At 45.4% G+C, this 23,618-nt stretch carries 17 protein-coding genes and 2 pseudogenes; 12 read left to right on the plus strand and 7 right to left on the minus strand.

All coding sequences use genetic code 11. The features are described 5' to 3' along the window. Together HMPREF2696_RS02275 and HMPREF2696_RS02280 are read right to left on the minus strand one after the other, a co-directional pair. Positions 1–165 (minus strand): annotated as a pseudogene (locus HMPREF2696_RS02275) (NADPH quinone reductase MdaB); the annotation flags it as partial. 138 nt (positions 166–303) lie between these two features. Then, positions 304–762: a LysR substrate-binding domain-containing protein gene (locus tag HMPREF2696_RS02280; RefSeq protein ID WP_004520558.1), complete on the minus strand. Its 459-nt coding sequence runs from the start codon at positions 760–762 to the stop codon at positions 304–306. 40 nt (positions 763–802) lie between these two features. Between HMPREF2696_RS02280 and HMPREF2696_RS02285 the strand changes: the two genes are divergently transcribed. Continuing rightward, the gene (locus tag HMPREF2696_RS02285) at positions 803–1,006 is read left to right on the plus strand and encodes an SRPBCC family protein (RefSeq protein ID WP_070587640.1); all 204 of its coding nucleotides are present in this window, start codon (positions 803–805) and stop codon (positions 1,004–1,006) included. A 56-nt stretch (positions 1,007–1,062) separates the two neighbouring features. Here the strand turns inward: HMPREF2696_RS02285 and HMPREF2696_RS02290 are convergent, their stop codons facing one another. Next, positions 1,063–1,914, minus strand: a complete 852-nt coding sequence (locus tag HMPREF2696_RS02290; RefSeq protein WP_070587643.1) for an MBL fold metallo-hydrolase — start codon at positions 1,912–1,914, stop codon at positions 1,063–1,065. A gap of 97 nt (positions 1,915–2,011) precedes the next feature. Here HMPREF2696_RS02290 and HMPREF2696_RS02295 point away from each other — a divergent pair, with 97 nt between their 5' ends. From HMPREF2696_RS02295 to HMPREF2696_RS02320, 5 genes and pseudogenes are all read left to right on the plus strand, one after another. Further along, the gene (locus tag HMPREF2696_RS02295) at positions 2,012–2,998 is read left to right on the plus strand and encodes a GlxA family transcriptional regulator (RefSeq protein WP_070587646.1); all 987 of its coding nucleotides are present in this window, start codon (positions 2,012–2,014) and stop codon (positions 2,996–2,998) included. Between the two features lie 222 nt (positions 2,999–3,220). After that, positions 3,221–3,708, plus strand: a pseudogene (locus HMPREF2696_RS11740) (hypothetical protein). Positions 3,709–3,998: 290 nt separating this feature from the next. Further along, on the plus strand, positions 3,999–6,752 hold the full coding sequence (locus tag HMPREF2696_RS02310; protein ID WP_070587652.1) for a type I restriction-modification system subunit M: 2,754 nt from the start codon (positions 3,999–4,001) through the stop codon (positions 6,750–6,752). Between the two features lie 9 nt (positions 6,753–6,761). Next, positions 6,762–7,988 (plus strand): restriction endonuclease subunit S, encoded by a 1,227-nt coding sequence (locus HMPREF2696_RS02315; RefSeq protein ID WP_070587655.1) that lies wholly within the window; start codon positions 6,762–6,764, stop codon positions 7,986–7,988. Between the two features lie 67 nt (positions 7,989–8,055). Continuing rightward, complete coding sequence (locus HMPREF2696_RS02320) at positions 8,056–11,175, plus strand: type I restriction endonuclease subunit R (protein ID WP_070587658.1); 3,120 nt, start codon at positions 8,056–8,058, stop codon at positions 11,173–11,175. A gap of 79 nt (positions 11,176–11,254) precedes the next feature. On the opposite strand, the gene mobA is transcribed toward HMPREF2696_RS02320, so the two are convergent. Further along, entirely contained in the window at positions 11,255–11,836 is a 582-nt protein-coding gene (mobA, locus tag HMPREF2696_RS02325) for a molybdenum cofactor guanylyltransferase MobA (protein ID WP_036490834.1), read from the minus strand. 259 nt (positions 11,837–12,095) lie between these two features. On the opposite strand from mobA, the gene HMPREF2696_RS02330 reads away from it, so the two are divergent. The 3 genes from HMPREF2696_RS02330 (at position 12,096) to trmB (ending at position 15,363) form a co-directional block, all read left to right on the plus strand. Continuing rightward, positions 12,096–13,856, plus strand: coding sequence for a histidine kinase (locus HMPREF2696_RS02330; protein ID WP_004520570.1), 1,761 nt, complete (start codon positions 12,096–12,098; stop codon positions 13,854–13,856). Then, positions 13,853–14,509 carry a response regulator gene (locus HMPREF2696_RS02335; RefSeq protein WP_004520571.1) on the plus strand — a complete coding sequence of 219 codons (657 nt, stop codon included), beginning with the start codon at positions 13,853–13,855 and terminating at the stop codon, positions 14,507–14,509. Before HMPREF2696_RS02330 ends, HMPREF2696_RS02335 begins: the two co-directional genes overlap by 4 nt. A 137-nt stretch (positions 14,510–14,646) precedes the next feature. Further along, the gene (gene trmB / locus HMPREF2696_RS02340; RefSeq protein ID WP_039862398.1) at positions 14,647–15,363 is read left to right on the plus strand and encodes a tRNA (guanosine(46)-N7)-methyltransferase TrmB; all 717 of its coding nucleotides are present in this window, start codon (positions 14,647–14,649) and stop codon (positions 15,361–15,363) included. Positions 15,364–15,422: 59 nt separating this feature from the next. Here the strand turns inward: trmB and ilvA are convergent, their stop codons facing one another. Continuing rightward, positions 15,423–16,946 (minus strand): threonine ammonia-lyase, biosynthetic, encoded by a 1,524-nt coding sequence (ilvA, locus tag HMPREF2696_RS02345; protein WP_070587661.1) that lies wholly within the window; start codon positions 16,944–16,946, stop codon positions 15,423–15,425. Positions 16,947–17,149: 203 nt separating this feature from the next. On the opposite strand from ilvA, the gene HMPREF2696_RS02350 reads away from it, so the two are divergent. Beyond that, complete coding sequence (locus tag HMPREF2696_RS02350) at positions 17,150–18,367, plus strand: D-alanyl-D-alanine carboxypeptidase family protein (RefSeq protein ID WP_004520574.1); 1,218 nt, start codon at positions 17,150–17,152, stop codon at positions 18,365–18,367. Positions 18,368–18,461: 94 nt separating this feature from the next. On the opposite strand, the gene HMPREF2696_RS02355 is transcribed toward HMPREF2696_RS02350, so the two are convergent. Together HMPREF2696_RS02355 and HMPREF2696_RS02360 are read right to left on the minus strand one after the other, a co-directional pair. Further along, a complete protein-coding gene (locus tag HMPREF2696_RS02355) occupies positions 18,462–20,918 on the minus strand; it encodes a calcium-binding protein (RefSeq protein ID WP_070587664.1) in 2,457 nt (818 codons plus the stop codon). Positions 20,919–21,101: 183 nt separating this feature from the next. Then, complete coding sequence (locus HMPREF2696_RS02360) at positions 21,102–22,730, minus strand: ABC-F family ATPase (protein ID WP_070587666.1); 1,629 nt, start codon at positions 22,728–22,730, stop codon at positions 21,102–21,104. Between the two features lie 185 nt (positions 22,731–22,915). Between HMPREF2696_RS02360 and HMPREF2696_RS02365 the strand changes: the two genes are divergently transcribed. Together HMPREF2696_RS02365 and HMPREF2696_RS02370 are read left to right on the plus strand one after the other, a co-directional pair. Further along, the gene (locus HMPREF2696_RS02365; protein ID WP_049336152.1) at positions 22,916–23,110 is read left to right on the plus strand and encodes a hypothetical protein; all 195 of its coding nucleotides are present in this window, start codon (positions 22,916–22,918) and stop codon (positions 23,108–23,110) included. A 12-nt stretch (positions 23,111–23,122) separates the two neighbouring features. After that, on the plus strand, positions 23,123–23,572 hold the full coding sequence (locus HMPREF2696_RS02370) for a DUF4124 domain-containing protein (protein WP_049336110.1): 450 nt from the start codon (positions 23,123–23,125) through the stop codon (positions 23,570–23,572). Positions 23,573–23,618 lie beyond the last annotated feature (46 nt).

Below are 23,618 nucleotides of genomic sequence, written 5' to 3' on the forward strand. Positions count from 1 at the left end.
TTTTTCGATTTCTGCTTCAACATCATAGCCGGCATCAATCACGGTTTCTTGTATATTGTGTCCAAGTACGGTCAAAACTTCTTTCGCTTTTTTATGAAGCGTGTGGTTTAACTCACCATGCGAATGTCCGAAATTTTTACCACCGTCTAGTAATAAAATATTCATCTTTTGCTCCTACAACAAATAATTCTGAAAAATGAGAGCTTCAATTATGCCTTTTTACTGCATCTTTTAAAAGTACATTGGCTTGCACGCTTTTACAGACCATAAAGGGAAATTTATCATACCTATCATTAGCATTCATTATCTTCCTTCAACCAAATAAGCCTTTTCAATCAGCTCTCTAACCCAGCGATACGCAGGATCTTTATGTGTCCGTTCGTGCCAAATCAATGTTTTGGTAAAACCTTGAATTTCAAGGGGGGGCTCAAAGCGTTTGAGATTGGGCAAGTTGCTAATTAAACGTTCAGTCAGGACTACCAATAAATCGCTTTGTTCTAGTAATTCAGGCAAAACAATAAAGTTTTGTACCGATAGACTGACATTTCTTTGTAGCCCCATCGCTTTCAGGGCTTGGTCAATAACACCGCTGAAGTTACCGCCATGATAGGAAATCAAGGCTTGTTCTAACTGGCAAAATTGCTCAAGGGTAAGTTCTGTTTGTTGGGCTATTGGGTGATCGTGGCGAACGGCACAAATATAGCGTTCATCATACAGATTTTTTGCATGAATATCCGGTGCTTGGAAGTCTAGTGTAACCACCGCAAAGTCAATTTACTGCTGTTCAAGCTGATTTTGTACGATGCTTTCGTTAATCGCCAGCACCACCACTTTAATTTTCGGCGCTTGGATTTTAGAAAGCCTGCCTAACAACCGCGAGCGTGTATTAACCGAAGAAAGCCAAATCGGCAAACTCGCCAAAGGCTTGGCAGAAACTGTGCCAAATCCAATGGTAAACGGCCATCAAGCATGGTTGGACGGTTTAACAAAAGCAGCGAAAAAATAAAGCAGCCTGCACTTTGAAAAACAAGGTGCAGGCTGCTTAGGGTAATGTGTCGTTTATCAATCCAGTTTCAGGATTTCTCCGTCTTCCGGAACGTTCACACGGCTTTCAATGCCTTGACCGCGTATAAATTTACGCATATCGGCGCGGCTGACGGCGGTATGATTCACGGTATCCATGTGTACGGTGATGATTTTGGCTTTAGGCATGACTTGGCTGGCTTTTAATACATCAGCCGTCCCCATAATAATGCCGTCTGAAATGCCTGAAATCAGCGCGTAGCCCGTGTTCATAATCAGATAATCGGGTTTGTAGCGGTTCAATGCTTTGTTTACATCTGCCGTCCACACAGTATCACCCATAACATAAGCGGTTTTGTGTCCGCTGCTTTGGAATACCACACCCATTGCATCGCCTAAGATTTCGGCTAGCTGCGGGTTGGCATACATGGCTTCTGTACCATGTACGCCGCCGGTTTTGCTGATGGTTACGCCGTTGAAGACAGAGCTGCCGTTCAACACGCGTACATCAGTAAAGCCTTGGCTGCGGATTTTTGCCGCGTCGGCTTGGTGCTGCACATATATGGGCAGTTTCTTCGGAATGGAACGTGCGGCGGCTTCGTCCCAATGGTCTTCGTGAGTATGGGTAACGATAACTGCATCCACACCGTCCAAAATTTTATTCACGCTCATCGGCAGCCCGACCAGCGGCATTTTGGCTTGGCTGTTGAACGTGCCGGCAAAGCCGTTCATGGAGTGCTTGGGTGCGAAAAACGGGTCAATCAAAAACGTCTGCCCTGCGTATTCGACTTTGGCAGTAGCGTTACGGATATGTTGGTATGAATCGTCTGCCCAAGCGGAAAAGGCTGTCGCGCCCAAAACAGTGGCAAGAATAAATTGCTTGAATTTCATGATGTTGCTCCTTAAAAAATCATGGAGCGTATTTTAAGCAGCAGGTGCATCGGCTAAAATAGGCAATATTGCCAATAAACGTAAGGATAGTGCCAAAATGTCGTCTGAAAACGAGCGTAACGAGTTTCGCCAAAATCAAGCTGTCCCCAAAATCGTGCTATATGCTCAATCGGGCATGAACGATTTTGTCTTCAACATTCCCTTTTCTGTTTTTCAGACGACCTATCGGGACAATCCGCTCTTTGACCTGAAAATCTGTTCCGATGACAGCAAAGACGTCATCACGGCACTGGGCGCAAGCATTCCCGTACACGGCGGATTAGATTTGACGGAAGAAGCCGACATCATCGTCATCGCAGGCTGGCGCAATATTGAAGAAGCCCCGACACCCGAGTTGAGCGCACATTTACAGAAAGCAGTACAACGTGGTGCACATATCACCGCCCTATGTTACGGCACTTACGCCCTTGCCTACACAGGACTTTTAGACGGCAGAACCGCCGCCACCCACTGGCTTGCCGAAGATGACTTTGTCCGCCGTTTCCCTAAAATTCATCTAGATACCAACCGCCTATATGCGGAAGACGGCAACTTTTTAACATCGGCAGGTGCGGCTGGCGGGCTGGATTGTTGCCTTTACCTCATCCGTAAAATCCACGGTGCAACCGTTGCCAACGACCTTGCCCGTACCTTGGTTGCGGCACCACACCGCGAAGGCGGGCAGGCACAGTTTATCCACCGACCTGTCGAACGTCGTACAGCCAATGACAAAATCAATCACCTATTGGACGAACTGCGCCAAAACCTTGCCACCCCATACCGCTTGGACGATTTGGCAAAAAAATTAGCTGTTTCCCGCCGAACCTTTATCCGCCATTTTTCTCAAGCCACAGGTATGAATTTCGGTGAGTGGCTCACAACAGAGCGGCTATGGCAGGTTCAGGATTTATTGGAAAATACGGATTTGCCGATAGAACGCATCGCCGAACAAAGCGGCTTCGGCAGCGCGGCAAACCTACGTTTGCAGTTCAAAGCCAAATTTAAAATCAATCCAAATGCCTGGCGGAAAGTATTTGGCAGATAGCTCGTGTTAGTCAATCCAAGATACCTGAGTGCAGGCTACTTTTGAGGTCGTCTGAAAACCCAAAAAGCAGCCTGTACTTTTCAGACGGCCTTTTTCCTTTTTCAAAGAGTAGAGAGATTTCAAAGAGTTTTTATAAATCGTCTTCAAAATCCAAACGCTTGTTCTATCTTAATCATTAGAAGAAAATGTTAGCATTAGGGATACAATAGGAAGGATTTACAAATGAAGAAAGATATTTTTTATTGTGAGCAGTGGTCTTATGGTTATAAGGAACTTCATAAGCCTTTTTCTGAGAAACAAGCTGAGGAAAAACATATTAAAGGGAAGTTATATACTACCGTAATAGGTTCGGTGAAACAACCTGAATATGTAATTACTTTACGAGAGGAAGTAGGTTTTTTTCAGTAAATTTTTTCGATAAATTTGGAAGGGATTATTTAACCCATCAATTTCAAAAATATTCTAATTCGCAATATTATTTTCTTTCTATGGCTGTATGGAGAGATTATATAACTTTGGAATCTCATGACTTAGCAGAAGGATATACTTATTTCTTCAATGAAAATACGGATGACTGCTATATCTTGAAAGAAGATTTTATTAATAATGAGCGATATGAAAAAACAGAATTATATCCTCAAAAAGATAAGGTAATTCTATTTCCAAAGTTTGGCGAATATGATTTGGTGCTAAATCCGGACATTATTTAATTGAGTTTTAAGACCGTCTGATATATTCAAAGATGACAAGCTCAATCTCATCCTCGCCAATAGAGATAGCGGCTCTTATATGGATACAAGATACCGTCTGAAAGTTGAGTTTCAGACGGCCTTTGTGTAATGTGAGCTTTCCTACCATTTTTCCTTGCATCGATGAATTATACTTCCTCTACGATGTAAATTATGTAAACACCGTGTTGATGGTTTATCATAGCTAAGTCTGCACCTAGCAATCATAAATACCGCAATATGTATAAAATCAAAAACCAATAAGAGAAAAAATGAATAAACAACAACTTGCAGCCAAAATTTGGCAATCTGCGAATAAAATGCGTTCCAAAATTGAAGCGAACGAATACAAAGACTACATCTTAGGCTTTATTTTCTACAAATTTTTGTCCGACAAACTGGAGAAATTTGCCCTTGAACAAGGCTTAGAAAAATCAAATTTTGCCGATGAGCTTACCGAATCTAACGGGGTGCTTGTCAACCATATCAAAAGAAACCTCGGTTATTTCATCAGCTACGAACACCTATTCTCAACTTGGTTAGCCCAAGGCTCGGATTTCAATATTGCCCACGTTCGTACGGCAATGAGCGCTTTCAGTCGCAATATTGCCGACAATTACACCACTGTTTTTGACGGTATTTTCAAGACCTTAGAATCCGGTTTGAGCAAATTGGGCGATGGCGCCACCAACCAAACCAATGCAGTGAAAGACCTTTTTGTACTGATTGCCGATATTCCGATGGACGGTAAACAGGGCTATGACGTATTGGGCTTTATTTATGAATACCTGATTAGTATGTTTGCTGCCAACGCAGGCAAAAAAGCGGGCGAATTTTATACGCCGCACGAAGTATCTTTGCTGATGTCTGAAATCATTGCCGACCATCTCAAAGATCGTGAAGAAATCAGCATTTACGACCCGACCAGCGGCTCAGGTTCATTGCTGATCAACATCGGCCATAGCGTTGCCAAACATCTCAAAAGCGCCGACAGCATCAAATATTACGCCCAAGAATTAAAAGAAAACACTTACAACCTCACGCGCATGAATTTGGTCATGCGCGGCATTTTGCCGAGCAATATTTTCACCCGCAATGCCGATACATTAGAAGACGACTGGCCGCTGGAAGGCGAACCGCTGTATCTGGATGCCGTAGTGTCCAATCCACCCTATTCCCAGCCGTGGAATCCCAAAGACAAAGAAGGCGACATCCGCTACAAACGTTTTGGCGTCGCCCCGCAGGCAAAAGCCGATTTTGCCTTTCTATTGCACGACCTCTTCCATTTAAAGCCCGACGGCATCATGACCATCGTCTTGCCGCATGGCGTGCTTTTTAGGGGCGGAGAAGAAGAGAAAATCCGAAAAAATCTGATTGAATACAATCATATTGATGCCATTATCGGTCTGCCTGCCAATATCTTTTTCGGCACTGGCATTCCCACCATCATTATCGTTTTACGCCAAGAGCGCGAACGTAACGACGTATTGATGATTGACGCCTCCAAGCATTTCATCAAAGTAGGAAAAAACAACCATTTGCAAGCAAGCGACATCAAGCGCATTGTCGATTGCGTGACCCATCGTCGGGAATTACCTAAATTCTCCCGCATTGTGCCGAAAGCCGAAATTGTGGCAAACGGCTACAACCTCAATATTCCGCGCTACGTCGATTCTGCGGAGCCGGCGGAGCAATGGGATATCTTCGCCACCATACACGGCGGCATTCCCAAAGCCGAGCTGGCACAATTTGCAGACTATTGGGCAGCCTTTGACGGTTTACAGACGGCCTTGTTTACCGATAACGGCACACCTTATGTGCAGCCGAAAACCGACAATCTCAAAGCCGCCATGCAAAGCCACGCCAGCGTGCTGCATTACCAAGCGCAATTTGCAGAAAACTTTGCCGATTTCACTGCCAGCTTGGGAACCCTGCTGATTGAGCCGATGGAAACGCTCAACATCTCCCAAACCCAGCAGCAACTCGCCGAACTCATTCGGGAAAAAGTGCAGGCAATGCCCTTATTGGATTTTTATACCGCCTATCAAAAACTCGATGACCTATGGCGCGCCGATGTGGCAGGCATTGCCGCCGATTTGGAGATGATTCAAACCGAAGGCAAACAAGCAATTAAGCAGGTTGATCCATTTATGGTGTTGAAAAAAGACAGCAAAACCAAAAAAGAAGCCGAAGTACAAGACGGCTGGGTAGGGCATATTCTGCCATTTGAATTGGTGCAAGCCGTCAAATTACCGCAGGAATTGACAAACCTGAAAGCCAAAGAAAATCGCTTAGAGGAAATCACCGCCGAACTACAGAGTATTTTAGATGATTTGAGCGAAGAAGAAAAAAGTGGACCTTATGTCAATGACGATAATGATGCATTTATTGCTAAAGAAATTGCTGCTTATTTCAAAGTAATTTATGCAAGCGTTACAACAGAAGAAACAATCGCATTGGAAAATTACCTAGAATTATTGTCAAACAAGGCTAAAAAAGCTGAAAAATTAGTGTTTATTCAAGAAAATACGGTTGTAAATTGGGAAAATATTGAAGCTTCAAAAGATGGCACTTATGCAAAAGCGAAAGTGAATGCATATTTAAAATCTTTGCGTAGCGGTTATGAATTTGACGAAGATAGCTTAGAGAACAAACTATTAACAGTTCAAGCATTATTGGAGGAAGAAAAAGAAATAAAAGCCCAGATTAAAACCGACTCAGCGAACCTCCACAGCAAAACCAAAGCCACCATTGAAGCCCTGGATGATGCCGAGGCCCTCGATTTGCTCCGCCAAAAATGGTTTGTTCCGCTTAATGAGGCGATGTGCAGGCTGCCTGAAAACATGCTGGCGCAATTCAGCCAAAAACTGACCGCACTTTGCGACAAATATGCCGACACCTATCAGCACATCAGCGAGCGTAAACAGGAAAGCGCCGCCGCACTGGCGCAAATGATGGACGAACTCACCGGCAGCGAGTTTGATTTGCAGGGCATTGCCGCATGGCAGGAGATTTTGAAAGGCTAAGGGGGAAAAATGAATAAGCAACAAGAGCCACGTTTGCGGTTTCAGGGTTTTGCGGGGGCGTGGGAAGAGAAAAAAATCGGCGAGATATTGAGTGAAGTACGTCGTTCTATTTATTTAGAAGATAGCGAAAAATACCAGCTTGTTACCGTAAAACGCCGCAACGAAGGTGTCGTTTCTCGTGGATATTTATTGGGGAAAGATATTTTAGTTAAAAATTATAGCCAATTAAAAACGAACGATTATTTAATTTCCAAGCGTCAGATTATTCATGGTGCCAATGGCATTGTTCCTTCTGAGTTAGATAATGCCATTGTATCGAATGAATATTTGGTTGTTGTTAGTAATAACGATGTAAGAACAGAATTTCTTACACTTGTTTCTCGAACGCCAAGTATGTACCGCAAGTTTTTATTAAGCTCTTACGGTGTAGATATTGAAAAAATGGTTTTCAATGTTGAAGACTGGAAAAGCCGGGAAATCACTTTACCGTCTCTTCCCGAACAAACCCACCTCAGTTTGTTTTTCCGTCGCTTAGACAGCCAAATCGCCGAGAGCCGTGCGGTATTGGAAAAAAGCCGTCAGCTTAAAAAGGCAATGCTGGCAAAAATGTTCCCCGCAAACGGTGAAAAAATACCGAAAATCCGCTTTAAAGGGTTTGAGGGTGAGTGGGAATGTAGGAAATTCAGTGATATAGCTGAACTACGTAGAGGTTTAACATATTCACCATTAGATATTTCCCCAAATGGTATTCGTGTTTTGCGTTCCTCTAATATTGATGAAGAAAATTATATTGAAAAAAATGATGATGTTTTTGTATGCAAACGTGCGGTAAACATTCCCTTAGTTCAGAATGGAGATATTTTAATTACGGCAGCAAATGGTTCTTCTCGTTTAGTTGGTAAACACGCAATTATTAAAACATCTAGACCAGCCGTTCATGGTGGTTTTATGCTTTTAGCAAAAACAGAAAATCCTTATTTTTTAAATGCCTCAATGAGTTCTGCTTGGTACTTAGATTTCATTCGCATTTTCGTAGCAGGTGGGAATGGAGCAATTGGAAACTTAAGTATTGGCGATTTAAATGAACAAGAAATTCTAATTCCTAAAAATCCGGAAGAACAAACCGCCATCGGTACTTTCTTCCGCCAACTGGACGAAACCATTGCCTTACAGTCGGCAGAAGTCGAAAAATTAAACCAACTCAAAAAAGGGCTGTTGGCGGCGATGTTGGTATAGGGCGGTGTTCCTGCCCATGATTGAGGCCGTCTGAAAAATTGTAGTAGCGCCCTTACGGAGAAAAAGAATGTTTAATAAAGAAGCTGATTTTGAAAACGCACTGATTGCCTTGCTTGGCACCAAAAGCTGGGAAAAGGAAGTGTTGCGCTATCCTACCGAAGAAAAGTTGATTGCCAACTGGCAGGAGCATTTGAATAAAACCAACCAACATATCGACAAGCTCGATGTGCCGTTGATTCGCTCGGAAATGAACCAGATTTTGGAGCAGGTGCAGGCATTAAAAACGCCTTATGCGCTAAACGGCTTTATCAATGGCAAAACGGTGGCCATCAAGCGTGAAAATGAGGAAAGCCGTCATTTCGGCAAGGAAGTGTCGTTGGATATTTTCGACCGTGAGGAAATTTCTGCCGGCAAAAGCCGCTATCAAATTGCCCAGCAGCCTCAATTTACTCCTCGTTCGGATTTATACCCTAAGCAGCGAGGCGATTTGATGTTGTTAATCAACGGTATGCCGATGTTTCATATTGAGCTGAAATGCTCTGGTGTGCCCGTCAGCCAAGCAACAAATCAAATTGAGCGATACCATAAGGCAGGCGCGTTTTCGGGCATTTTTAGCCTGGTGCAGGTGTTTGTGGCGATGACGCCGGAAGAATGCCGCTATTTTGCCAATACAAGCGGTCAATTAAATCCTGCGTTTTACTTCCGTTGGGCGGATTTCAATAATGTGTATATGAACGAATGGGACAAGGTGGCAACGCATTTCCTCTCGATTCCGATGGCGCACCAATTTATCGGCGATTACACCATTGCCGATGCTAAAGACGAGCAGCTGAAAGTATTACGCAGCTATCAGTATTATGCGGTCAACAAAATTGCCGACACAGTGGCAAAAACCGATTGGACTTCGGGCAATCAGCGTGGCGGCTATATTTGGCATACCACAGGCTCAGGCAAAACGATGTCGAGTTTTAAATCAGCGCAGTTAATCAGCCGCCGCAAAGATGCGGATAAGGTAATTTTCTTGCTCGACCGTATTGAGTTGGGCAAGCAATCGCTGGAGGAATATCAGAATTTTGCCGACAGCAAGGATGATGTGCAGGCAACGGAAAACACCGCCATTTTGCTCGCCAAGCTGAAAAGCAAACAAGACCGCGACCGCTTAATCGTTACCTCCATTCAAAAAATGAGTAATATCAAGGCGGAAGAAGGGGTAAATGAGGCTGACATCGAGCAAATCAGTGGCAAGCGGCTAGTGTTTATTATTGATGAAGCCCACCGCACTACTTTTGGCGATATGTTGCTCACCATTAAGCACACCTTCCCCAATGCGCTTTTCTTTGGCTTTACCGGCACGCCGATTGAAGAAGAAAACGCTAAGAAAAATTCAACCACTGCCACGGTTTTCGGCAATGAATTACACCGCTATTCGATTGCAGACGGCATTCGTGATGAAAATGTGCTGGGCTTTCACCCCTTCCATATCCGTACCTTTAAAGACAGCGATTTACGCAGATCTGTCGCTTTGCAAGAAGCTAAAGCAACAGATGAAAGCGAAGTATTTGCCGATGACCAAAAGAAAAAAATCTACAATCAATTTATGAACGATGTGCCGATGGCGGGAGAATATACTTCAGACGGCAAATATCAAAAAGGCATTGAAGATTATATACCCAATGTGCAATATCAAACGCCGGAACATGTGAATGCAGTGATCGACGACATGCTGGATAATTGGCGACGCCTCAGCCAAGGCAAAAAATATCATGCCATTTTTGCCACCAGCTCTATTCCCGAAGCGGTCAATTATTACCGCCTAATTAAAGCCAGAATTGCTGAGAAAATCAGAATTGCTGAGGAAGTCGGAAATTCTGAGGAAGCTAAAAATTCCTTGCCGAAACTGACCGCCCTTTTCGATCCGAATATTCTCAACGATGGGCAAGGCAACGACAAGGAAATATGGATTGCCGAAATTTTGGAAGATTACAACGCCCAGTTCCACACAAATTTCGACTACGCCACTTATTCCCGATTTAAAACAGATTTGTCGGATAGGTTGTCGCATATCAATGCATATAAGAGAATCAAGCCCGACGAGCAGCTGGATTTGTTGATTGTGGTCGATCAGATGCTGACGGGCTTCGACAGCAAATGGCTCAATACGCTCTATTTAGACAAAATTTTGGATTACGCCAACTTAATTCAGGCGTTTTCCCGTACTAACCGCTTATGCGACAAAACCGATAAGCCTTTTGGTTTAATCCGCTATTACCGCAAGCCGCATACGATGCAACGCAATATTGAGCGAGCCGTCAAACTTTATTCGGGCGACCGTCCTATGGGGCTGTTTGTCGATAATTTAGATAAGGTTATCGACAAAATGAATGTCTGCTTTGCCGATATTGCCGATATTTTCAAATGGGCAGGATTAGAGGATTTTTCAAAAAACCCTGATGATACAACCTCATGCGCAAAGTTTGTCAAACTATTCAATCAGCTCAATGAGCACTTACAAGCTGCCCGGCTCTTGGGCTTTTCTTGGGAAAAATCAAGCTATGATGTGGTACAGGAAGACGACAGCGTGATCACTGCCACACTCAATTTCGATCAAGAAACCTACGATAAACTGCTGGCTCGTTATAAAGATTTGTTTAAAGAAAGTTCAGGCAATGGTGGCGGTAGCGATGATGTGCCGTTTGATTTGCGTTCGCACATCAACGAAATCGAAACCGATAAAATTGATCAAAATTATATGAATGCCCGCTTTGAAAAATGGCTTAAAACCATCGGCGGCATAGAAGAAGCTGCTGCACTTGAGGAGCTACACCACTCTTTTGCTACGCTTTCTAAGGAGGATCAAAAATTTGCTGAGTTGTTTTTACATGATGTGCAATCCGGCGATATCAAGCTTGATCCAAATTTAGCATTAAGTGATTACATCACCACGTACAAACAAAAAGATGCCAATGATAAGGTGCTAAAAGTAATTAAAGGTTTAGGGCTGGATGGAGATTTGCTACGTGCACTGTTGGCAAGAAAATATACCAGCGAAAATTTGGACTTAGGCAGACTAAATGAACTAAAAGCAACAGTCGATAGGGAAAAAGCCAAAGTTTATTTTAACGAAGAACGTATATTTTATTTAAATATACGGATTGATGAATTTCTAAGGGAACTAATTACAAGATAGTTATTACCTATTGAAAGATACTAAATAATCATCAAGTTAGCATATCTCTACCTGAACATTAGCCCCCTCACCTACCCAACTACAAAGGCTGAGCCAAATCGTTTTCCGTGTTGTAGCTGATAAAATCCTGCTCATGAGGGAAAGGAACGACCCGTGCGCGTTGCTGCTGCAACCAGCCGCGTATGCTACGCATTCCTGAATAAAGGTATGGCACGGTACTTTGCAGGATTTGCGGACGGATAAACATCACGCTGTAATGCGGTCTGGACGGGGTTTCAACGTAAAATGCATTGCACAACGGCGTGCGTTTGGCGATGGTCTCAAACTGGGAAACCAAGTTTTCAGGCAGGCGGGGCATATCGCAGGAGACGATAAGCAGCCAGTCTGCAGTAGCAATTTGCAAATCGTTGGCGGCGGTACACAAGGCGGCCAAAGGGCCGTAATGTTGCCATTGGCGCGCATCGGAGAAAACGTGTGCGCTACGTTGAGCGTAGGATTCGAGATTGCGGTTGGCACTGATGGCGATATGGCTGACTTGCGGGCGGATTTTTTCGATAACATGATCTATCAAGGCTTTGTTGTGCCACTGCACCAACCCTTTATCGACACCTCCCATCCGGCTTCCCTGCCCGCCGGCCAATATCAGTGCAAAAATTTTCATTTTGGTAGTCCTTTGCAAAGCAGAGTGTGTAAGTGTTATTCGAGATGTTGTATTTATGGAATAAGTTTTAAGGCTTCAGGCCGTCTGAAACCTGATTTTGTGATTTAATTCACTTAAGATGAATTTTATCATAACATGATTTTACATTAAACCCCTGTTTTTTCTTATCATAACCATACAATTATTTTAGACAGGTTGTTTATAGGCCGAAAGAATGATATTTTTATAAGATTATCGGATTAGTCTTCCTGCGTGCTTTATGCGTTTATTCTCCGGATCTTCAGACGGCCTGAGCCTGTCCTCGCGTTTAAAACTACTGACTGTGTTATGGGTCGGCTCGGCTTTTTTATCGATTGCCTTTACCCTGCTGCTTTCTTGGCGTTTAGAAAGCGCGGCTAAAACGATTGAAGATGCGGGCAGCTTGAAAATGCAGGTGTATCGTTTGGCTTATATGGCAAGCGTCCGTACGCCCAATGCGCAAATTGACAACCAAATCAAAGAATTTGAACGTACGCTGGCCAATGTAACGCAAAGCGATGCCATTCATCCGCTGATTCCGTCACAAATGCCGCTGGCTTACGATTTGATCCAATCGATGCTGTTGATTGATTGGGAATCCAACATCAAGCCTTCTTTGCAACATTACGAACGGCCGACCCAAATCGGCCTATACCGTTTTGCCGGCAATATCGAGCTGTTTTTACAAGCGATGGAAAACGCCAACGAGCAAAATACTTTGTGGCTGCGCCGTTTTCAAATGGCGATGATGCTGATGATTTTAGTGGCCGCCGGCTTGATGATTGTTTGGCATTATTCGTGGATCATCCGGCCGCTGGAAAAATTGCGCGACGGGGTAGAAACCATCAGCGAAGGTCGTTTCGGGGTACAAATCGATACAGACCAAATTCGTGAATTCTCCCAAGTCAGCAAGGGCTTCAACCAAATGAGCCGCCGTCTGAAAACGCTTTATACGGATTTAGAAGGACAGGTTGCCCAACAAACCCAAGACTTGGCCCGGCAAAACCGTGACTTGACCCTGCTCTACCAGACTACGCGCAACCTGCACCAAACCTTTACGCCGCAACAGGCCGCAGAAGAATTTTTGGCTCAGATTCTGCCGGCGTTTTCCGCTTTGGGCGGTACGGTATATCTTTCCGATGAGGAACGGAAACGTTCTGATTTGGCGGCAAGCGTCGGTGAAACCGAAGAAGGAAATCGTGTAGAATTTCCGATCGTTTATCAAGACGAACAACTCGGCGTACTGACCCTATATTTTTCAGACGGCCATATGCCTGATGAGCAAGACGAAAAACTGCTGCATACCTTAAGCGGACAGCTGGGCATTTCCATCGCCAGCAACCGCATGGAACAAGAGCGCCGCCTGCTTGCAGTTTTACAGGAGCGTAACTTGATTGCGCAAGGTTTGCATGACAGCATCGCGCAAGCTTTGACCTTTTTGAATTTGCAGGTACAAATGCTGGAAAGCGCGTTTGCTTCAGACCAACGCGAGCAGGCCGAAGAAAATATCGGCTTCATCAAAGACGGCGTGCAGGAATGCTACGAAGACGTCCGCGAACTTTTGATGAATTTCCGCACCAAAATCAGTAATAAAGATTTTCCCGAAGCGGTAGAATCGCTGCTGGCGCGTTTTGAACGGCAAACTGGTATCCCGGTTGATTTAAAATGGCAGGACGACGGACAGGCATTAAATTATGATGAACACTTGCAAATCATCTTCATCTTGCAGGAAAGCCTGTCCAATATCCGGAAACACGCGCGTGCGCAACATGTCAGCGTCGAAATTGCCAACCACGGCGATTTTGTCATGACGATTCGGGACGACGGCGCAGGCTTTAATAAAGAACATCTATCAAACCGGCCTTCAGGCGAACATGTCGGCTTGGGCATTATGCAGGAACGGGCCCAACGGATTAACGCAGAATTGGCCATTACATCGCAGATTGGGCAAGGTACGGCGGTTATGCTGACTTTGCCGCAACAAATGAGAACAGCATCATGACGATTAAAATTACCCTTATTGACGACCACACCCTATTTCGCAGCGGCATCAAAGCCCTGCTCTCCCGCCAGCCCGATTTTGAAGTCGTCGGCGAAGCTTCAGACGGCCTGGCCGGCGTAAAAATGGTCGAACAGCTTAAGCCTGACGTAGTTTTGTTGGACTTGGATATGCCGGTCATGAACGGCCGCGAAGCACTGGCTCAAATTTTGAGCATCAATCCACAACTGACCGTCATCATGCTGACCGTTTCCGAAGACAGCGACGACTTGACCGAATGTATGCGTATGGGTGCAAAAGGCTTTTTGCTGAAAAACATCAACGCCGACTTCCTCTTGGAAAGCATTCGCAAAGCCGTCGATGGCGACAATGTCTTCTCTCCAGAAATGACCAGCCGCTTGGTGCAATCGCTGATTTCCCCTTCTCCTTCACGCTCCGACCACCTGCTGGCGCAGCTGACCCCGCGCGAAATGGAAATCTTGGGCTACCTTGCCGCCGGACACAGCAATAAAATCATTGCCCGCCATTTAAACTTGGCTGAGTCAACCGTCAAAGTGCATGTGCAGAACCTATTGCGCAAGCTGAATCTAAGCAGCCGCGTCCAAGCTGCGGTTTATGCGGTGCAACACAAAGTACCGCAACCGGTATTGTCTTAAAAAGGCCGTCTGAAACCTTCTTTTTAAAAGGTTTCAGGAAAAGCGTTTATTCGCTATAATCACGCCGATTTATATGCAGGGTTGTCTGATTTTTTCAGACGGCCTTTTTATTTGATTTCTCACTGATTTAAAACAACATGTCCGAAAACATTCCAGAAAATACACCCGAAAATACCGTTCCTGAAGAACACAAACGCAGCATCCGCAGTTTCGTCTTGCGTCAAGGCCATATGACCGCTGCCCAACAGCGCGCCATCGATACAATGTGGCCGCAATTTGGTGTGGACTTCCAAGAAGCTCCTTTGGATTTGAACCGCGCATTCGGCCGGGATAATCCTAAAGTTTTGGAAATCGGTTTCGGTATGGGCGTCGCGACAGTGGAAATCGCCAAACGTCTGCCCGATACCGACTTTTTAGCAATTGATGTTCACGGCCCGGGCGTCGGCAATATCTTGAAGCTGATTGAGGAAGAACACATTTCCAATATCCGCGTAATGCGTCATGATGCGGTGGAAGTAGTGGAAAAGATGCTGGAAGACGGTTCTTTAGACGGCATTCATATTTTCTTCCCTGACCCTTGGCACAAAAAACGTCACAATAAACGCCGCTTGGTACAAGTGCCGTTTGTTGAAAAGCTGCTGCCCAAACTCAAAAGCGGCGGCTATGTCCATATGGCGACCGACTGGGAAGAATACGCCGTGCAAATGCTGGAGGTTTTGAGCAGTTTCGACGCTTTGCAAAACACGGCTGCCGATTACGCCCCTACGCCCGATTATCGTCCTGAAACCAAATTTGAAGCCCGAGGCAAACGATTGGGTCATGGCGTTTGGGACTTGGTGTTCCGTAAAAAATAAAGCCGAACATAAAACACAAGGCCGTCTGAAATTTTTCAGACGGCCTTTTATCTTACTGATTAAGCCAAGAAAAGTTTATAAGCCGGATTATCGGTTTCTACTTTATAAACATAACCCAAGCTCTCCAAGAAGTCGGCAAAGGCTTCATTGTCGCTTTCAGGTACATCGATACCGACCAAAATACGGCCGTAGTCCGCACCATGATTGCGATAATGGAACAAAGTAATATTCCATTCGGCGCGCATATGGTTCAAGAAGCGGGACAATGCGCCGGGACGCTCCGGAAATTCAAAGCTGACCAAGCGTTCGCTGGATACTTTTTCCGTACGTCCGCCGACCATGTAACGGATATGGATTTTGGCGATTTCGTCATTGGTCAGATCGACATTGGGCAAACCTGCGTCAGCCAGTTGTTTGCTGATGACGGCCAAGTCTTGCGCACCGGCGGTTTGCAAGCCGACAAAAATATGCGCATTTTTATCGCTGCCGTAGCGATAGTTGAACTCAGTAATGTTCCGGCTTCCCAGCAAATTGATAAACTTCAGGAAGCTGCCCTTTTCTTCGGGAATGGTAACGGCGAAAATACCTTCGTTGCCCTCGCCCAGCTCACTGCGCTCCGAAACGTGGCGTAAGCGGTGGAAGTTCATATTGGCGCCACTGGTGACGGCAACCAAATTTTGACCTTGGATATTGTTTTTCGCAACGTAAGCCTTCAGGCCGGCAAGAGCCAATGCGCCCGCAGGCTCAGTAATGCTACGCGTATCGTCAAAAATATCTTTAATCGCGCCGCACAACATATCCGTATTGACCGTAATAATTTCGTCCAACAGCTCTTTACACAGGCGGAAGGTTTCCTCGCCCACCACTTTAACCGCCGTGCCGTCTGAAAACAGGCCGACATCTTTCAAATGTACGATTTTCCCTGCCTCAACCGATTGCTTCATACAGCAAGAATCATCAGTTTGCACGCCAATCACTTTAATTTCAGGACAAACTTGTTTGATAAACGCCGCTACGCCTGCTGCCAAGCCGCCTCCACCAATCGGAACAAAAATCGCATTGATATTGCGGTGTTGACGGAGGATTTCCATGCCGATGGTTCCCTGGCCGGCAATCACATCCGGATCATCAAAAGGCGCAATATAAGTCAGCTTTTCCTTTTCGGCCAACTCCATCGCATAATCATAGGCATCATTGTAAGACACGCCTTTCAATACCACTTCGCCGCCACGGCTCTTTACCGCGTCAATTTTGATTTTAGGCGTTGTTTCCGGCATCACGATGACGGCGCGGCAACCCAAATACTGCGCCGATAAAGCCACACCCTGCGCATGGTTGCCCGCGCTGGCAGCAATCACGCCGCAATCCAAAGCTTCTTTCGGCAGCTTCGCCATTTTGTTGTACGCACCGCGGATTTTGAACGAAAACACCGGCTGCAAATCTTCACGTTTGAGCAAAACCTGATTGTTCAGACGGCCTGACAGACTGCGTGCCAAATCCAAAGGCGTTTCTACGGCTACATCATAAACGGAAGCGGTCAAAATACGGGTCAGATAATCGGAAAGAGGAAGAGGATGGTTCATGGTATTCAGTGTTCGAAAATAAATTGTCATTCGGCCGAATCGGCCTGAGGAAAAAGTTAAAACCATACCCCTGAGGCCGTCTGAAGGCAAGAAAAATCTTAGCAAAGCCTGAATGAAACGGTATAATGTCCGCTTACTATCTATTTAGTATGCCAAACTGTTTACTCGATAACAGTATCCACCCATATTCAAATTTACAAACAATGATGAAAAAAACGCTACTTAGCTTAATTTTTGCTGCCCTCCTGAATACCCACGCCCTTGCCGCCGACCCGGTTGCCTCCGCACCTGCCGTACAAGGCGAGGCACAGCCGCAGCCATTGTTGCACAGCATCAACAGTCCGACAACGCCTCCGGAAATCGCGGCAACCGCCTACATCGTTACCGACCTGCACAGCAAGCAAACCTTGGCATCCAACAATGCCGACGCGCCTATCGAACCTGCCGCGTTGACGCAAATGATGACTGCCTACCTTGCCTTTAAAGCATTAGAAAACGGTACACTTGAAGCAAGCCAAATGCTGACCGTTTCCAATGCCGCATGGAAAGTCGAAGGTTCGCGTATGTTCCTCGACCCAAAAGTGCCTGTCAGCGTCAGCTCCTTAATTAAGGGGACAACCATCCAATCGGCCAACGATGCCGCCATCACCCTTGCAGAAGCCATCGGTAACGGCTCTATCGATGAATTCGTCAAACAAATGAATGAAGAAGCCAAACGCTTGGGCATGAAGCACACCCACTTCAACAACCCGACCGGCATTTCTTCTAACGGCCATGTTTCAACCGTTGGCGACTTGGCCATTTTGGCAGCCGCGCTGATCAACGACTATCCGAAATACTATCCTTTGTTTGCAAATAAATCTTTCAAATACAATAATATCGAGCAGCCCAACCGCAATCTTCTGCTCTATCGCGACAGCAGTATCGACGGTTTGAAAACCGGCTATTCTGAAGGCGCAGGCTATCATCTTGCTGCTTCCAGCAAACGTAACAACCGCCGTATTGTTTCCATCCTTGCCGGTGCCGAATCCACCGAAGCGCGCGCAAGCGAAAGCAGCAAACTGCTCAACTGGTCATTGCAGGCATTTGATACGCCTAAACTTTACAACGGCGGAGAAGTGATTTCCCAAGTCAAAGTTTACAAAGGCAGCACCAAAGCCGTAGACATCGGTTTCTTGGACGATGTTTACATTACCATTCCCCACGATACCGGCAAAAACGTCAAACCAATCTTAGAAACGCTTCAGCCCGTCCTCGCCCCGATTGAAAAAGGTCAAGTATTGGGCAAACTGAAAGTCATGAAAGACGGCAAAATCATTGCCGAAAAAGACGTCGTCGCCCTAACCGGCGTGGAAGAAGGCAGCTGGTTGCGCCGTATGTGGGACGCGATTGTGTTGTGGTTTAAAGGTTTATTCAGTTAAACAATCAACCATAACAAAATAAGCCACAAAAAGGCCGTCTGAAACCTGTTTGCCAGATTTCAGACGGCCTTTATTCAGCCTAAAAGACAGCTAATTAGATAATTCCAGCGTTGGCGGTAGATGCTGTGTCATCGTGAACATCAACCGTATCGACAGACGAGTAGCTCATGCGGTCAGTATGCGTATTGACGTCTGACAAATTACTGATATTGTCATTACCTGACAACCTACCCATCAACTCTTGCAGGCTCAATGTGCCTTCATCGAAACGGAAGGTATCAATCACGGCATTGTTAGTGTTACCGGAAACGAATTGGTCATTGATGGTAATGCTGTCCCCTTCTGATCCCTTAACGGTAATTTTCCAATCGATATTGCCTCGAACATCAGTGATGGCATCAATATGCAGGTCATTAACAGAGATATTTTGGCCAAATTGCAGTGCATTATGTTCGCCCACATTATCGGTAATCGTATCCTTACCTTCTCCAAGGCTGAAAACATAAGTATCGGCACCCTTACCGCCTACCAAGTAATCGGTTCCTTGTCCGCCAAATAAAACATCGTTGCCATCGCCGCCATTCAAACGGTCATTGCCACTTTCACCCCATAAAGTATCGTTGCCGTTACCTCCATGTATAGAATCATTACCCATACCGCCATTGAGACGATCGTTTCCATCATAGCCAAAAATAATGTCATTACCTGAATCACCGTTAATCGTATCATTGTCCAAACCGCCTCTGATACGGTCATTGCCATCGCCGCCGCTGACAAGAGCATGGCTGCTGTCTGTAATTGTGATGATATTATCAGCACCTAAATGATTCGCAGCTTGGGTAAGACTGTGATCATCATTTTTTGCAGAAGTATTTTCTGCTACCGAAAGGCTATGATTATTTTCGATGGTTAATGTAGTCTCGTTTACAGGCTCCGGAATATTGCCTTCTTTAGGATTACGGGTTTTGGTAATCTCTTGGTCGGAAAGATTATTCACAATAGTGTTATTTTCAATTTTGATATTGTTGAGTTCTCCCAAAATATCTTTTTCGGGAGTAGCATAATCCCTGCCTTCTTCCAAATCGATAGAACCTTTAACACGACCATATGTGTCGACATTAGTCCCGTTGTTTACCAGTAAGTTATCGTGAACGGAAATACCCGTATCATTGAAATCAAAATTATGGCTGTTTTTGAATACAGTGTTTAAGCGTACGCCACCCCAATTGGCATTATCTTTAATAAGGTTATTGGCTACTTCATGACCTTTGCCGCCAAAGATACCAATACCTGCCGCACGCCAGCCTAATTCAACGGTATTGTTTAAAAAGTGGTTATTTTCAGCAACATGGGCATTGGTATTCTCATGATGACTTGACCATGTTGCTAAGCCATCATCACCATTGCCACGGATATTGGAATTGATAACAGTGGAATTGCTGGTACCTTGTGCAAAGTTAACGCCGTCTGCAAAGTTGTTGCGAATAGTGGCATTGGAGATAGTCAAACCATCAGTGTAATTTAAAGGTTTGTTTTTAGAATAATCCCCAATCCATACGCCAGCTTCAAAATGTTCAATTTTGATATCGTGAATAGAAGAGCCAGTACCTAAAGTGCCGGATATCCCTTTATAATTGGCTTTCTCATCATGTCTTGAATTTAGATTTGAATCCATAGAGAGATTGCCCAAATCTATATCTTTACTACCGGGTTCAAAAGTAATACCACCGCCACCGCTCGCATAACCCTTATCATCGTATTTAGCAGCTTCAGTATTCAAAAAATGTAACTTAGTGTGCCATTGCCCTGCACCGGTAATCTTAATACCATCAGGAACATAAAGGGAAATCGGTCGTGAAAAATCAAATTGACCTTCAGGAATGTAAACAGATTTTTTAGACGCTTTTGCAGATTCAATCGCAGCTATGAATGCTTGGTAATCATCCGAGCCGTCATTGGCGACTGCGCCGAAATCAGTAATGCTGACACTGTTTTCAGGCTGTCTAATGGCGTCCGGTGCCTTTTCCAAATCAACCAAGTCAATGCCTACGGGCGTGCTGTCGATATTAGTGATTGTAACCTTATCCCCTACCTTGATATTGGCCTCTTTAAATAATTGGCTGACTTCGTCAAATTGGAAGCGGGCAAGCCTATCTGCCGCAGGCGTATCATGAACTTTAATATCATCATTCGGATGATATGTATAGTTATCCAAATATTGCCAGTTAGATTTGGAAGACAAATCCAAAGTACCGATCACTGTATTATTGACTTTGACTTCTACTTTACCGCTTTCACCGTCAGGAACGGTATAACGGATGGTTACGGCATTGGCATCTGCTTGTGCAATAAATGACACAGATGCATTAGTAGGCAAATCAACATATGCCTGACCGCTTGCTTCACGGGCAGTTGCGCGTTCTGCCTCTGAAGAAGAGGCATTTTTAACAACGCCGTTTTTCAGTTCACTTTGTTCTGCCTCATAAGTCGTATAGCCAAGTTTGGCACCATATTGAGAGGCATTGGGTACTGCTGTTTTAATGTTTACCATTTAATATATTCCTTCAAAAATGTCGTAATATTGAATTATTCTTTTGTAAAATGCTTTTATTAGTCATAATTTTGGCATAAAAGTTCAATATACTATTGTTTAATTTTGAAAAGAAAATGCCGTCTGAAAATATAGAAATTTTCAGACGGCATCTCAATGCCTTATTAGATTGTTGATAAAGATTTAAGCCAAACCTTTTTTCTCCAGATAGCTTTCGTAATCGCCCAAGTAGTGTTCATATCCGCCTTTGCCATCCAATTCGATGATTTGGGTAGCCAATGAAGATACAAACTGACGGTCATGCGATACAAAAATCAGCGTGCCGTTGTATTTTTCTAGTGCCATGTTCAAGGATTCGATGCTTTCCATGTCCATGTGGTTGGTCGGTTCATCCATGACTAAGACATTGGGTTTCAACAGCAACAGTTTGCCGTAAAGCATACGGCCTTTTTCGCCACCGGAGAGAACCTTCACTTTTTTCACAACATCGTTGCTGCCAAAGAGCAAGCGGCCCAAAGTGCCGCGGATGACTTGCTCGTCATCGCCTTCCTGACCCCATTGGCGCATCCATTCGCTCAGGTCCATATCGACGTCGAAGTCGTTTTCATGGTCTTGCGGATAGTAGCCGACACTGGCTTTTTCCGCCCATTTGATGGTGCCTTCGTCCGGCAGCAGGCCGCCTGAATATTCGGGGTTGTACGCACCTGCCAAGAGTTTCAGCAAGGTAGATTTACCCGCGCCGTTCGGGCCGATGATGGCAAGGCGTTGGCCTGCTTCAAGGATGAAGTTCAGGTTTTTAAACAACTGGGTTTCAAAGCGTTTGGCCAGTTTTTCAACTTCCACAGCCTGACGGTGCAATTTGGCTTTTTCGTCGGCTTCAAAACGAATATACGGGTTTTGACGGGTAGAAGGTTTGACTTCGACCATTTCCGATTTGATTTTGTCTGCCTGCTTCAGACGGCTGGTTGCCTGACGGGCTTTGGATTTGTTCGCAGAGAAGCGTGCAACGAACTCTTGCAGCTCTTGCAGTTTCTCTTTGGCTTTGGCGTTGTCTTTCAGGGCGCGCTCACGCGATTGGGCGGAAGCAAGCATATAGTCGTCGTAGTTGCCCGGATAGATGGCGATGGTGTTGTAGTCCAAATCCGCCATATGGGTGCAGACTTCGTTCAAAAAGTGACGGTCGTGCGAGATGATAATCATGGTGGAGTCGTACTGGTTCAACACGCCTTCCAACCAGCGGATGGTATTAATGTCCAAGTTATTGGTCGGTTCGTCCAAAAGCAATACATCTGGCTTGGAGAACAGGGCTTGCGCCAGCAATACGCGCAGCTTGAAGCCCGGGGCGACTTCTGCCATGGTCGCATTGTGCAAATCTTCGGAAATGCCCACGCCGCTCAACAATTCGGCAGCGCGTGCTTCGGCAGTGTAGCCGTCGTATTCGGCAAACTTAGCTTCCAGTTCGGCGGCTTTCATGTAGTCGTCTTCGGTAGCTTCGGGGTTGGCGTAAATCGCATCACGCTCGGTCATCGCCGCCCACATTTCGGTATGGCCCATCATCACTACGTCCAGCACGCGCATGTCTTCGTAGGCAAACTGGTCTTGGCGCAATTTACCCAAACGCACGCCGTTTTCAATCGCTACTTCGCCGGCAGTCTGTTCCAAATCGCCGCCGAGGATTTTCATGAAGGTGGACTTGCCTGAGCCGTTGGCGCCGATCAAGCCGTAACGGTTGCCTTCGCCAAATTTGACGGATACGTTTTCAAACAGCGGCTTTGCGCCGAACTGCATGGTGATGCCGTTGGTAGAAATCATTATTCGTAAAACCTTTATAAATAGAATGTTATAATCGGACGCGATTGTAGCATATTTTTGCAAAGACCTCAGGATTGAGGCCATAGCAAGTGTGCCCAATGCCTATGCAAGATAAAAACAGACAGCGCTTCACGCAAAAATGCGTTGTAGGCAGCATTTCAGGCCGTCTGAAACGGAGAAACAATATGGAAACGCACAAAATCTATTACGCCGTGATTATTTTGGTATGCGCCGCTTCCATGCTGCTCAGCCCGTTTTTCTATATCCGCCGCACACGATCTGGCGCTGAATTACGACGTGCGCCCAGACAGTGGAAGCCCATCCTCTTCGCCAACATCATCATGATTGCGGCTTTGCTTGTTTGGTGGAAATGGTTTTAAGGAAAAATAAAAATGAACAAAATTTGGATCAGTACATTACTACTCACTTTGACAACTGCAATTTCCGCCGCGCCTATTTTTGAATGTACCGATTCTGCCGGCCGCAAAGTCTATACCCAAGCCGGCGGCAAAAACTGCAAAGCCAGCAATATCGGCAAACCGTCCGTCTATACTTCTGCGCCTGTTTCAACACCGGCAACGCCGATTTCCCCAAGCAAAACCGAGCAAGCGGAAGAAGCTGTCGCCCCGGTCAATCCGGCTGACGTCGGCGCAGCCAAGCGTGCTTTGGATACCGCCAAGAAAAACTTGGAAGAAGGCAAAAAAGTGCGTTATGGCAATGAACGCAACTATGCCCGCTATCTCGAACGGATCAAGGGTTTGGAAAAAGCCGTCCGCTCGGCTCAGGAAAACTATGACGCGGCGCAACACCAGCCTGCATCTCAAGATCCTGTTGCCTATTGATCCTTACCACACCAGCAAGGCCGTCTGAAATTTGGTTTTCAGACGG

The sequence above is a fragment of the Neisseria sp. HMSC058F07 genome, assembly GCF_001810035.1.
Classification (GTDB): Bacteria; Pseudomonadota; Gammaproteobacteria; order Burkholderiales; family Neisseriaceae; genus Neisseria; species Neisseria perflava.

What these genes read in the sequence shown, in the direction of transcription:
- HMPREF2696_RS02285 (WP_070587640.1), top strand. Translation starts at nt 803, where the DNA reads ATGCTTTCGTTAATCGCCAGCACCACCACTTTAATTTTCGGCGCTTGG.
- HMPREF2696_RS02290 (WP_070587643.1), bottom strand. Translation starts at nt 1,914, where the DNA reads ATGAAATTCAAGCAATTTATTCTTGCCACTGTTTTGGGCGCGACAGCC.
- HMPREF2696_RS02295 (WP_070587646.1), top strand. Translation starts at nt 2,012, where the DNA reads ATGTCGTCTGAAAACGAGCGTAACGAGTTTCGCCAAAATCAAGCTGTC.
- HMPREF2696_RS02310 (WP_070587652.1), top strand. Translation starts at nt 3,999, where the DNA reads ATGAATAAACAACAACTTGCAGCCAAAATTTGGCAATCTGCGAATAAA.
- HMPREF2696_RS02315 (WP_070587655.1), top strand. Translation starts at nt 6,762, where the DNA reads ATGAATAAGCAACAAGAGCCACGTTTGCGGTTTCAGGGTTTTGCGGGG.
- HMPREF2696_RS02320 (WP_070587658.1), top strand. Translation starts at nt 8,056, where the DNA reads ATGTTTAATAAAGAAGCTGATTTTGAAAACGCACTGATTGCCTTGCTT.
- mobA (WP_036490834.1), bottom strand. Translation starts at nt 11,836, where the DNA reads ATGAAAATTTTTGCACTGATATTGGCCGGCGGGCAGGGAAGCCGGATG.
- HMPREF2696_RS02330 (WP_004520570.1), top strand. Translation starts at nt 12,096, where the DNA reads ATGCGTTTATTCTCCGGATCTTCAGACGGCCTGAGCCTGTCCTCGCGT.
- HMPREF2696_RS02335 (WP_004520571.1), top strand. Translation starts at nt 13,853, where the DNA reads ATGACGATTAAAATTACCCTTATTGACGACCACACCCTATTTCGCAGC.
- trmB (WP_039862398.1), top strand. Translation starts at nt 14,647, where the DNA reads ATGTCCGAAAACATTCCAGAAAATACACCCGAAAATACCGTTCCTGAA.
- ilvA (WP_070587661.1), bottom strand. Translation starts at nt 16,946, where the DNA reads ATGAACCATCCTCTTCCTCTTTCCGATTATCTGACCCGTATTTTGACC.
- HMPREF2696_RS02350 (WP_004520574.1), top strand. Translation starts at nt 17,150, where the DNA reads ATGATGAAAAAAACGCTACTTAGCTTAATTTTTGCTGCCCTCCTGAAT.
- HMPREF2696_RS02355 (WP_070587664.1), bottom strand. Translation starts at nt 20,918, where the DNA reads ATGGTAAACATTAAAACAGCAGTACCCAATGCCTCTCAATATGGTGCC.
- HMPREF2696_RS02360 (WP_070587666.1), bottom strand. Translation starts at nt 22,730, where the DNA reads ATGATTTCTACCAACGGCATCACCATGCAGTTCGGCGCAAAGCCGCTG.
- HMPREF2696_RS02365 (WP_049336152.1), top strand. Translation starts at nt 22,916, where the DNA reads ATGGAAACGCACAAAATCTATTACGCCGTGATTATTTTGGTATGCGCC.
- HMPREF2696_RS02370 (WP_049336110.1), top strand. Translation starts at nt 23,123, where the DNA reads ATGAACAAAATTTGGATCAGTACATTACTACTCACTTTGACAACTGCA.